General features: G+C 34.4%; 10 protein-coding genes and 1 pseudogene. All 11 read left to right on the top strand.

The genetic code is table 11. The features are described 5' to 3' along the window. The first annotated feature begins 56 nt into the window (after window positions 1-56). On the top strand, window positions 57-659 hold the full coding sequence (locus I4V44_RS02045; RefSeq protein WP_118574643.1) for an HDIG domain-containing metalloprotein: 603 nt from the start codon (window positions 57-59) through the stop codon (window positions 657-659). Between the two features lie 353 nt (window positions 660-1012). After that, on the top strand, window positions 1013-1609 hold the full coding sequence (locus I4V44_RS02050) for a class I SAM-dependent methyltransferase (protein ID WP_118521370.1): 597 nt from the start codon (window positions 1013-1015) through the stop codon (window positions 1607-1609). Further along, entirely contained in the window at window positions 1579-4077 is a 2499-nt protein-coding gene (locus I4V44_RS02055) for a DEAD/DEAH box helicase family protein (RefSeq protein WP_196002231.1), read from the top strand. The genes I4V44_RS02050 and I4V44_RS02055 overlap by 31 nt, the downstream gene beginning before the upstream one ends. Before the next feature lie 115 nt (window positions 4078-4192). Further along, complete coding sequence (locus I4V44_RS02060; RefSeq protein WP_243101531.1) at window positions 4193-4948, top strand: HNH endonuclease signature motif containing protein; 756 nt, start codon at window positions 4193-4195, stop codon at window positions 4946-4948. Between the two features lie 41 nt (window positions 4949-4989). Beyond that, the gene (locus I4V44_RS02065; protein ID WP_196002232.1) at window positions 4990-6744 is read left to right on the top strand and encodes an ATP-dependent nuclease; all 1755 of its coding nucleotides are present in this window, start codon (window positions 4990-4992) and stop codon (window positions 6742-6744) included. After that, window positions 6737-8332 carry a UvrD-helicase domain-containing protein gene (locus I4V44_RS02070; RefSeq protein ID WP_118339034.1) on the top strand — a complete coding sequence of 532 codons (1596 nt, stop codon included), beginning with the start codon at window positions 6737-6739 and terminating at the stop codon, window positions 8330-8332. Before I4V44_RS02065 ends, I4V44_RS02070 begins: the two co-directional genes overlap by 8 nt. A 239-nt stretch (window positions 8333-8571) precedes the next feature. Beyond that, complete coding sequence (locus tag I4V44_RS02075; protein WP_118339035.1) at window positions 8572-10590, top strand: ATP-binding protein; 2019 nt, start codon at window positions 8572-8574, stop codon at window positions 10588-10590. A 236-nt stretch (window positions 10591-10826) separates the two neighbouring features. Beyond that, on the top strand, window positions 10827-11630 hold the full coding sequence (locus I4V44_RS02080) for an SDR family NAD(P)-dependent oxidoreductase (protein WP_118339036.1): 804 nt from the start codon (window positions 10827-10829) through the stop codon (window positions 11628-11630). Between the two features lie 168 nt (window positions 11631-11798). Beyond that, window positions 11799-11957 (top strand): annotated as a pseudogene (locus I4V44_RS18030) (AAA family ATPase); the annotation flags it as partial. Continuing rightward, the gene (locus I4V44_RS02085; RefSeq protein WP_173703748.1) at window positions 11947-12237 is read left to right on the top strand and encodes a hypothetical protein; all 291 of its coding nucleotides are present in this window, start codon (window positions 11947-11949) and stop codon (window positions 12235-12237) included. The pseudogene I4V44_RS18030 and the gene I4V44_RS02085, both read left to right, overlap by 11 nt. A gap of 41 nt (window positions 12238-12278) precedes the next feature. Then, window positions 12279-12464: hypothetical protein (locus I4V44_RS17415; RefSeq protein ID WP_207744214.1), on the top strand; the 186-nt coding region annotated here is incomplete at its 3' end.

Raw genomic sequence — 12464 nt, forward strand, 5'->3', positions numbered from 1 at the left:
AAGCAGTAAAGCAGGTGATTTTATCCACCTGACAATTCAGATATGAGGAGTGACAAATGAAGACAATAACACGAGACGAGGCATTTACATTATTAAAAAAATACAACAAGGATCCCTTCCACATTCAGCATGCCCTGACTGTAGAAGCAGTAATGAAATGGTATGCCAATGAACTTGGCTATGGCGAAGATGCAGAATACTGGGGAATTGTAGGACTCCTCCACGACATCGACTTTGAACTATATCCGGAAGAACACTGTCTGAAAGCTCCGGAAATGCTCCGCGAAGCAGGCGTAGGCGAAGACGTAATCCATTCAGTTGTATCCCACGGCTACGGCATCACAGTGGGATGTGGCGCAACCATTGATGTAGCACCGGAACACGAAATGGAAAAAGTACTCTTTGCGGCGGACGAACTTACAGGACTTATCTGGGCAGCAGCACTTATGAGACCATCCAAAAGCACAAAAGACATGGAACTCAAATCCCTCAAGAAGAAATATAAAAGCAAAGGCTTCGCAGCAGGATGCTCCAGAGAAGTCATCGAGCGAGGCGCCGAACAACTCGGCTGGGAATTACAGAAACTGCTCACTATGACATTACAGGCAATGGCAGACTGCGAGGTTGAGATTAAGGCGGAGATGGATGCGGAAGAGTAATGGAATGTCTGATTTATTGACTTATTACCAGAAATGAATGATGGAATCAGAGAACCAGACTGTATATAGGGGAAGAAACCTATGTGCAGTCTGGTTCTCTTTTTTATATGGAAGTTGATGAAAGAGAAAAGATATCAAAAAAGAAATATGCAACAGTTTTTGCGTATTATAGATAAGTGAATATAATAAAAAATGTCTGACGAAAATTGTTGCTGTTTATGTCAAAAAAATGTATAATATGTCACAAAGAAGTTAGATTTATCAGAAAAATTAAGGCATAAGAAACAAAACAGGTATTTTGCAGATAAAACAGGAGTGAAATCAGTGCTGGATGGCATTTGGTGAGTGAACATATGGCAGATATAGATAAAACATTAAAATATTACAACGAAAATGCGCAGTCTTTTGCTTCTGGGACTGTTTCGGTAAAGTTTACAGAAGTGCAAGATAAATTTCTGGAGAAACTTAACCCAGATGCGTATATTCTTGACTTTGGCTGCGGTGCAGGTAGAGATGCAAAGTACTTTCTGAGTCGTGGATATCAGGTAGATGCAGTTGATGGTTCAGAACAATTGTGTCGGATTGCAAGTGAATATACGGGAATCAAAGTCAGGCAGATGTTGTTTCAGGAATTGGATGAAAAAGAAAAATATGATGGCATATGGGCTTGTGCATCTATTCTCCATTTACCCAAAAAACAACTGCGTGAAGTTTTGAAAAATATGTATGCAGCATTGAAATCGGAAGGATGGATTTATACCTCTTTCAAATACGGAGAATTTGAAGGTGAACGAAACGGAAGATATTTTACCGATTTTACGACAGATACATTTAAAAATTTCATACATTACATGCATGGCCTTAAAATAGAAGAATATTGGATTACAGGAGATGTCCGACCGGGAAGAGGTGAGGAAAAATGGCTGAATTTACTTCTGCAGAAAAAGTAAACATCGGGTATGAAAACGAATATTCCACAGATGCAATGACCGGCGGACCGGATAAAAGAAGACAGTTATATTATCAGCTGATCCAGAGTATGAAAAAAGCGGAAAGCGTTGATATCATTGTTTCTTTTCTTATGGAATCCGGAGTGAGAATGCTGCTGAAAGAACTGGAACATACTTTGAAACGTGGAGCCAAAATCCGAATCCTGACAGGAAACTACCTTGGAATTACACAGCCATCAGCACTATATCTGATCAAAAGAAAACTTGGTGACAGAGTTGATCTTAGATTTTATTGTGAAAAAGGACGTTCTTTTCATCCCAAGTCTTACATTTTTCATTATACAGATTACAGTGAACTTTACATCGGCTCTTCCAATATTTCCAGAAGTGCGCTGACCTCAGGAATAGAATGGAATTATCGGTTTAGCAGTCAGAAAGACCCGGAAAACTATAAAGAGTTCTTTCGTACATTTGAAGATTTATTTGCGAATCATTCCATTATCATTGATGACAAAGAATTAAAACGTTACTCCCAGAACTGGCATCGTCCGGCGGTGGCAAAAGACCTTGACAGATATGACTTTACAGAGCCGGAAACAAATGATACGAAAATAAAACCTTTATATGAACCAAGAGGAGCGCAGATCGAGGCATTGTGTGCTTTGGAGGACACAAGAGCAGAAGGAGCACAGAAAGCACTCATTCAGGCTGCAACGGGAATAGGGAAAACCTATCTGGCGGCGTTTGATTCTAAACCATATAAAAAGGTTTTGTTTGTTGCTCATAGAGAAGAGATTTTGCGACAGGCAGCGGTTTCTTTCCGGAATGTGAGAAATTCTGAGGACTATGGATTTTTCACAGGAGACGAAAAATGTACGGATAAATCAGTTATTTTTGTTTCGGTAGCAACTCTTGGAAAGGCAGAATATTTAAATGAAAAATATTTTGCACCGGATTATTTTGAGTATGTGGTAATTGATGAATTTCATCATGCAGTCAACAACCAGTACAGGAAAATTGTAGATTACTTTCACCCACAGTTTTTACTTGGACTGACAGCAACACCGGAACGAATGGACGGCAAAAATATTTATGAAATCTGCGATTATAACGTGCCATATGAGATTTCACTAAAAGATGGTATTAACAAGGGAATGTTAGTTCCATTTCATTATTATGGGATTTACGATGATACGGATTATACGAAACTGCATGTGGTAAAAGGAAAATATGTGGAAAAGGAACTGAATGAAACCTATATTGGAAATGCCCGCCGATATGATCTGATTTATAAATATTACTGCAAATATGGTTCCAGACGTGCGCTGGGCTTCTGCTGTTCCAGAGAACATGCAGAAGAAATGGCGAAAGAATTTTGCAGAAGAGGGATTCCGGCGGCAGCAGTTTACAGCAACGCAGACGGTGCATTTTCCATGGACAGATCGGAAGCAATTGAGAAACTGGAAAGCGGAGAAATCAGAGTGATTTTTTCTGTGGATATGTTCAATGAAGGCGTGGATATTCCATCTGTTGATATGGTAATGTTCCTGCGTCCGACAGAATCTCCGGTTGTATTTTTGCAGCAGTTAGGGAGAGGACTGAGAAAAAGTAAGAGGAAAGAGTACCTGAATGTCCTGGATTTTATCGGAAATTATGAAAAGGCAGGAAGAGTCAGATACTTACTGACAGGAAAAAACAAGACAGAAAAACAGACATATTCCCCGGCAGACAAAACAGATTATCCGGATGATTGCTTCGTTGATTTTGATATGAGACTGATTGATCTGTTTGCAGAAATGGACAGGCAATACCTGACAATCAAAGAGCAGATCAGAAACGAATATTTCAGAGTGAAAGAATTGCTGGGAAAACAACCGTCACGCATGGATTTATTTACATATATGGATGATGAAGTTTATCAGTTGGCGGTTACACATTCAAATGAAAATCCGTTTAAAAGATATTTAGAATATCTGAAAGAACTGAATGAACTCACAGATGAGCAGGAAAGTTTCTGTCAGGGATTTGGAAAAGATTTTATAAATCTGCTGGAAAACACCAGTATGAGCAAGGTTTACAAAATGCCAGTGTTGATGGCTTTTTATAATCATGGCAATGTCAGGATGGAAGTGACAGAAACAGAACTTCTGGAGAGTTGGAAGGAATTCTTCTCTATAGGAACAAACTGGAAAGATTTAGATAAAGGGATTACATATGAGGAATACTGTAAAATCTCAGATAAAGAGCATATAAAGAAGATTATTCAAATGCCAGTGAAATTTCTGTTGAAGTCTGGGGGAGGATTCTTTGTGAAAAAAGAAGGCGTTGTTTTGGCACTTCGAGATGAGATGGGAGAAATGGTGAAGAATCCTGTATTGGCAGAGCAGATGAAAGATGTCATTGAGTACAGGGCAATGGATTACTATAGAAGACGCTATAAAGAACAAATAAAGACATATTTACAGTAATGAGGAACTGCGTATGGAATCAGAAAATTATGTCTACAAGAAAGAAGTAGATTGGTCAACATTAATGGAAGGATTTACATTACCGTTGGATAATCAGGTTATTTTCCTTTGAAATATGGAACATTTTTTGCAGCGAGGAGAATCTAAAATTATTCATTTTTTTATGAATAGAAAAACGTATGATGCAAAGATTGTTAATGTAAATAATTCTGTAGAAAAAAGAAAGAAGGACGCATATCAAATCCGGTATACAAGAAATGGAGATCTGTCTCAGGCACTTCAACAATATTTTTTTAAAACCATGAATTACATAAGAGCTATTCGCGAAAGCAGAGATCTAAAAGACAGAAGCTACATAAAAATGCCAGAAGGATTGAAAGAATATCTTGCCATTTATACTACGGAATATGAAGATACCTTTCTTCTGGAACCAATTGCTCAGGATGATTTTCAGGTTATGAAAAAAGCAATTCAAGGAATGAAAGAACGTTCTGTAGAGAATGAAATAGAATATGAAATTGAAGACAAAAACAGTGGAATAGAAAAGAGACTACAGATTGTTAAGATTCGTAAATTGAACAGAAAAATAGGAGAAAATCTGAAATTACTATATGGATACCGATACCAGATATGTGGACGGGTAATTGGGGAAAAATATGGTTCACGTATAGCGGAGGCACATCATATTGATTATTTTGTTAATAGCCTGAATAATGATGCGAATAATCAAATGATTGTCTGCCCGAATCATCATAGCGTTATACATGATGCAAATCCTGTTTTTGATTGGAAAAGTATGATATATAAGTTTAATAATGGATGTGAGGAAAAAATTAGAATTAATAAGCATTTGATGCGGAAAAATGGATAGATATATTTGTTTAACGAATTATTTTATGGAGGACTTGTTGGATGAGAATAGAAAAATTACATATTAAAGGATTTAGAAACTTCAGAGATGAGGAATTTCTTTTTCAACCTCAAACGCTTATTATTGGGGCAAACGATGTTGGAAAGACTAATTTGTTATATGCTCTTAGATTATTATTTGACAAATCACTGAATGAACATGACTTAGAATTAACAGATAGTGATTATAATGTTTATTCTGGAACAGAATATATTGAAATTACAGTAACTATTTCTGAAATTACTGAAGAATGTTTGGTGAGTATATTTGCTGGAAATATAAAAGATGAAAAAATGATTATTCGATATACAAATAGTAAAAATAGTCAATATAGTATATGGACAGGATACGATGAATCAGTTCTTGAAGAACAAGCCACACGATATTATATAAAACGTTTGAATATGCAATATGTTGATGCCAATAGAGAACTGTTTGGATTTTTAAAACGAGAACGAGTTCAATTGTTGAATATAGCTAAAGAGCACTTGGATAAAGAAAAAAAAGATGCAGATGAAACTTTAACGGATGAAATTCAAAGTAGATTACATGATATAAATAGTAAGGTTAATTCATTGAACTATGTATCATCAGCATTGGAAAGTGTTAATACAGAATTAGCACGTTTGTCTATTCATAATGAGGATCAAAATGTAAAATTCATTGCTGGAGAAAGCGATGCAGGAAAATTGTTGGATACTTTAATATTGGCGTATTCGTCTGACGAAGGTCCGTTAACAATTGGTGGAGATGGGCGAAATAACCAGATATTTCTTGCTACATGGATTGCAAAACAAAATATACAGAAAAATATAGACCATGTTACATTCTTTGCTATTGAAGAGCCGGAGGCACATTTACATCCACATCAACAAAGAAAACTATCAGAATATATTCAGCGGAATTTTAAAGATCAAGTATTAATTACATCACATTCTCCGCAAATTGCATCTCAGTTTAAGGCTGACAGTATTATTCGTTTATATTCTGCTGAAAAATATACACATGTTGCATGTGGTGGATGTAGTCAAATGATAAAATCAGAATTTGAAAATTTTGGTTATCGATTAAATATAATTTCAGCAGAAACTTTTTTTTCAGATGGAGTTTTTCTTGTAGAGGGTGTGTCAGAAGTTTTATTTTATACTGCTCTTTCGCGGGAAATAGGAGTTGATATTGACCGTTTGAACATTTCAATATTAGCGGTTGAGGGAGTTGGATTTAAGCCATATGTAGCTATATGTGAGGCACTAAAAATACCATGGGTTTTAAGAACTGATAATGATATTTTTTCAAAACCAACTAAAAATCCTGAAAGTGATTATTATGCAGGAATTTCTCGAATTGCGGGAATCCTTTCTCAGACACAAAATGAGAACGAGGAAATAAATTTGTATTGGAAACAACATGAAGCTGAAAATGAATGGATTCATGGAAAAAATCCAACCAAAGAGGCAAATGATTTAAATAATAATTTTAGAATACAGGCAACAAATTATGGATTATATTTATCAGAAGTTGATTTGGAGACTGACTTGGCAAAAAGTAGTTTATATGATGATCTTAAAAAACATTATAATAAACGCAAGTGTAGTACTTTGGTAAAAGCGATGCAAAAACATAAAGCACAAAACATGATGAGGTTTTTAATTAAAGAACATAATAAATTAAAAAAACTCCAGGGAACAAAGATTTGTGAACCGTTATTATCGCTTAAAAAGACTGTTGAAGAAAGGAGTCATCCTACTCATGATTAAAGAGCCAACAGAAGAACAAGCTAAAATATTAAGTCATGAAGGTAATATTGTTGTAACTGCAAGACCAGGATCGGGAAAGACATATACTGTTGTTGAAAAAATAAGAATAGTTTTAGAAAAATTGCCAGATTATAAAGGCATAGTAGCTATTTCATTTACTAATAAAGCAAGCGAGGAGCTAAAAAATCGTTGTAAACAAAGTGGCATGCAAAATAAACAATCTTTTTTTGGGACAATCGATAAATTTTATATTTCACAAATAATTATTCCTTTTGCGAGTCATTTGACACATATATTGCCAGAATATGAAGTTATAAATTCATCAAAGAGTGATCCAATATATTCTTCATTATCCGAAATCAACTGGTCAGCTATTGAGCCTGAGCAAGAAGAATTAATAGTGGAATCATTAAAAAATGGAAAGATTTTTTTAGATATATCAGGAGAAATTGCGTTGTATATTATGAAAAAGGTACCGGGAGTGCTTAAATATATGAAAGCGCGGTATAAGGCAGTGTTTGTTGATGAATATCAAGATTGTGGAAAAATACAACATGATATTTTTATTATGTTGTGTGAAAATGGATTAATAGGAGTTGCAGTTGGGGATATTAACCAAGCTATATATGGTTTTAGCAAGCGTTTTCCTAAATATTTACTCTCACTTATTGGAAGAAAAGATTTTAAACATTATGAACTGAGTATAAATCATAGATGTCATCCTAGCATCGTAGAATACTCACTGTGTCTATTTGATGTATCGAAAACAATACCTAAAGAAAAAAGAGTATTTCGCGTATCTGTTCAAGGTGCAGAAAAAGAAATTGCAGAAAAAATTGATCAAAAATTAGAATCAATCAAAGAAAAATTTCAGGTTGTAAATAACAATCAAATTGCCATTTTATGTCGCACAAATGACAAGGTTCAACTTTTAGATAAAATTTTAAAAACAAAGCATAAAGTTTTTTCTGATGCTCCATTGGACAAAGACAATTCTAACTGGGGAAGAGTATTTAGTGAATTATTAAATGCACGTTTTGATACAAATATTTTTGCAGTAGATTATGCTGAAAAATTATTTTCTGCGGAAATGGAACCAGAGAAATACAGAAAAACTTTAAATTTATGTCATAAAATTTTCAATTGTACATTGGAAAATTTGATGGACGTAATAAATAATTTTATTGAGATGGCAGAACTATTATATCCCAAAGGATATAATAGTGGAACAGTAGAGTTATTAAAATATACATTGTCTGATCCAATTATTCTAAATGGATATATTCCGGCTGCTAAGAATGAAGTGAATATAATGACGTTACATAAATCAAAAGGACTTGAATTTAATATCGTATTCCATATGGATATGTATAAATATATTATATCCGATGAAAGAGGCACAAATAGTGAGATTGAACAGTTAATGAATCTGCATTATGTAGGAATTACTCGTGCAAAAGATGCTTGCTTTATAATGAATGGAACACAGCGTTATAGAAGTAGACAACAAGATTTATATCCGGCATATCCATCATCATTTTTGATGAAAGAGGGATTACAAAAACGACGAGAGGAATTAATCTGGTAATTTTAATTGATATAGCTAAAAATAGAAGATAGGATAGAATTGCTAACGTTTTATGGGAAATTATATATTTATTAAAAAGAATACAGAGTTATTTTTCTTAAATTTAAACTATTTTAACCTACAGAGAATTTGTTTATAATCCTTGATGAAAAGTTATAATAAAATTTCTGGAGAATAAAGAATAGAGATTGTGAAGGATAGAAACATTATTTTTTAGAGCTTATTATAGGAGTGAAAAGATGAAAAATGTTCTTATTACACCAGAAGGTATACAAAAAAATTTAAAAAATATAAAGCCATTGGATGCTATTTGTGAGTATATTTGGAATGGATTTGATGCATTTGCAACCCAAGTAGAAATTGAGTTAAATCAAAATGAAATGGGACTTATTAATATGATTACAATAAGTGATAATGGGTGTGGAATTAATTATGATGAACTGAAGTACAAGTTTCAACCATTTAATGACTCTAAGAAAGCAAATCTATCTCAAAAAACAAATCATACGTTACCTCATGGAAGAAAGGGAATAGGTCGTTTAACTTTTTTTGCATTTTCCCAAACAGCAAGGTGGGATACTGTTTATGAAAATGAGGGAAATACATATGAGTATTACATTTCTATGAATAAGGATTCCTTGAATCAATATGACGATAATGATGAAAAAATTCCACGCAAAGTACAAAAATTAACGGGAACAAAAGTATGTTTTACACAATTAGAATTTATGGAAAAGGAGGATATTATTAATAAAATTAAAGAGGAGTTTTTTTGGTTTTTGGAACTGAATAAAGAAAATAACTATAGAATTATAGTTGATAAAGAGTGTATAGATTATTCAGATTTTGTCGAGTATACTGAAAATATAGACGTGTCTAAATACAAATGTAGAGAGAGGTATGATGTTCGTTTCGTCCAGTGGAATCAAAAATTGGGAAATGAATATTCACGAATATATTATATCGGATCAGATAATAAAGAAAGATATAAAGAAACTACAAAATTGAATAAAAGGGCAGATCATTTTTTTCATAGTATATATATAAAAAGTAGTTATTTTAACAACTTCCATTTTATAAATGAAGAGATAGAGGGGCAGGAGGGACTATTTTCTAACAAATGTGATGATGAATATAGAAATCTTATAAATGGAGTTAATGATTTCCTTATTAAATACAGAAGTAAGTATTTAAAAATGGCTTCTGATGCATATATTTCAAAGCTTATAGATGATAAAATCTACCCGGAATTCGATACAACAAATTTTGTACAAGTATATCAAAAGAAGGAATTGGATAGTCTTGTGGGGGCTTTATATGCAGCGCAACCTAAAATCTTTACAGGTCTTAGTAATGATAATAAAAAAATCACATTGCAATTATTAAAGCTTATCATGGATAATGGAAACAAACCAGAATTATTCAAAATATTACAAGGAGTTATTGAATTAGATGAAGATGAACAGAAGGAATTATCTGGTATTCTTGAGTATAGTTCATTAAGTAATATAACGAGAACAATAAAATTATTATGTGATAGGCAGAAGGTTATTCAAACATTAAAAGAAATTGTATTTAATAAAGAGTTTAATTCATATGAAGTAAAACATGTACAAGAATTAGTTGAAAAACATTATTGGATATTTGGAGAACAATATAATTTAATTACGTCAGCTGAACCTGATTTTGAATTAGCATTAAAAGGAATGATAAAAGCAGAAATGGGAATAGAAGAAGAGGTGCATATAGAGCATCCTGATAAGAATAAAGAAATGGATTTATATATGATACGTCAGGATCGTCAAGGCAGAGTAACAGAAAATGTAGTTGTTGAACTAAAGAGACCTAAAATAAAATTGGGAGAAAAAGAATTGTCGCAAGTAAAAAAATATATGCGAGTAATAAAGAATACTCCGAGATTTAATGCTGGTAATGTTAAATGGACATTTTATTTGGTGGGAAATGAATTTGATAAAAGTCTTTATATTCCTGGAGAATTAGAAAGCCATAAATTTTTAGGCGAGCAACATTTAGTTCATTGCCAGGATAATGGATTAACAAAAATTTATGTACTAAAATGGAGTGAGATTTTTGATGATTATTCTAAGCGACATGACTTTTTAATGGAACACTTAAAATTGGAAGAAAAACTATGGTTAGAAACTCATGAATCTGCAGATGATGCGGTAACAGCTGTTGAAAATAATAGTGCAACATTACCAGAAGCAATTATCCCTAAAAATCAAAAAGTTGTTTGATATCAATGTAGTAAAAACAAGTAATTCAACATAAATGGCTATTGGATAAGATGAAATCGTATAGAGATATGTAATGTTCCTAAAAAGGACAAAATGTTCTTTCTGGTATATGGATAAATAATTTAACCTGTTGTGCTATTTCAAATAAAACGTTTAAAACTTGTAAAAACCGCAAAGATATCATGCTACGACAAAAATCATCTTAGGCCATTTTGAAATACGAGGTAAACAACAATATGAAATCCAAACAGAAAAAAACAGCTCTAGTCACCGGCGGAAGTTCCGGGATTGGTCGATGTACTGCATCCGCCCTAAGTCAGTCAGGCTATACAGTTTATGAGTTCAGCCGACGCGATATTCCCATAAAGGGCGTGAAGCATATGAGTGTAGATGTGACAGATGAGGCTTCCGTACAAGCCGCCGTTGAGCAGATCCTTCGGGAAAGAGGAAGTATCGATATCCTTGTAAACTGCGCAGGTTTTGGCATTTCCGGAGCTGTGGAATTTACAGAGTTAAAACAGGCGAAAGCACAGTTTGATGTGAATTTTTTTGGAACTGTCAATGTAAGCAGAGCAGTTCTTCCTTCTATGCGCAGGCATCGCGGAGGGCATATTGTTAATATCAGTTCTGTGGCAGCAGTGGCGCATATTCCGTTTCAGGCATTTTATTCTGCCAGTAAAGCTGCAGTTTCTTCTTATTCCTGCGCACTTGATAATGAGGTAAGTCCTTATGGGGTCAGGGTAACAGCCGTAGAGCTGGGGGATATTCATACTGGTTTTACACAGGCAAGACAAAAGACTGCTTCAGGTGACGATGAATACGGTGGCCGTATTTCGCGAAGTGTCAGCCAGATGGAGAAAGATGAGCTGAGTGGGATGCCGCCGGAAGTTGTTGGTACATATATTGCGCGGATTGCACAGAAAAAGAATTGTGCACCGATTTGTGTGGTGGGTACGAAGTATAAGATTCTGAGTTTTTTGTGCAAGATTTTACCTGGTACATTACGGGGAAAGATTGTCGATTTCATTTATGCGAAGTAAATGATGAAATGGATTATATCTTACGATGAACTTCGGAACAATGGCGCGTCTTACAAAAATCAGAGAGAAAGTGGTTTTCAGCTTTACGCTAAAATGGTTTCATGTTATCATTGTTTTACTTAAAATAATTGATAGCCTGGGGCCATTTTTGATTGTGAGGTGTAAGAAATGGGAAGATTTGTGAATCCTGATAACAGTGCATTTCAGGTGGCACTGAATTCCAGGATATATGTGGATAAAACCGGATTGCTGGAATATACGAACAGTGTACTGAATACAACAGAAGCTTATATCTGCAACAGCAGACCGCGCAGATTTGGAAAATCAGCATCTGGATGTAAGTACACATCCAAAGATTATTGTCTATACTCCAGAATCGGTTCTGGAGTATGAGACAGTAGACAACCGGATTATCAGTGTATCAGAGAAGGAATATTATCAGACCAGTTTCCAGGGGGAGGATTTTCTGGCAGTATTGCAGGGCCTTTCGCCGGAAATCAGTGGAGCAGATGGAGAAAGGATTCTTACGTTGTCTACTTGTAATGGAAATTCGGCACAGCGGAGAATTGTGCGCTGTAGGCTAATAGAGGAAAGCAATGTGCAGTAAGCAGATGTAGGGATGTGATAGAAGGGAGATGTAGTAAGTAAATGGAGGAAAAGAAAAAGATCAACCAGGTACGATTTGAAGAATTAAGGAGCAAAGGATTTCCGAAAGGCTGCTTAGATCACTGCTATTTAGATGGCATTATTATTGAAAGTAAGCGCTTAAATTTTAGGTATGATAGAAAAAATCCCCGACTACTTTCCAGTAGTCGGAGCACCTTGACAATTCAC

The sequence above is a fragment of the Blautia sp. 1001283B150304_161114_C9 genome (assembly GCF_015668165.1).
GTDB classification, from domain to species: Bacteria; Bacillota; Clostridia; order Lachnospirales; family Lachnospiraceae; genus Blautia_A; species Blautia_A wexlerae.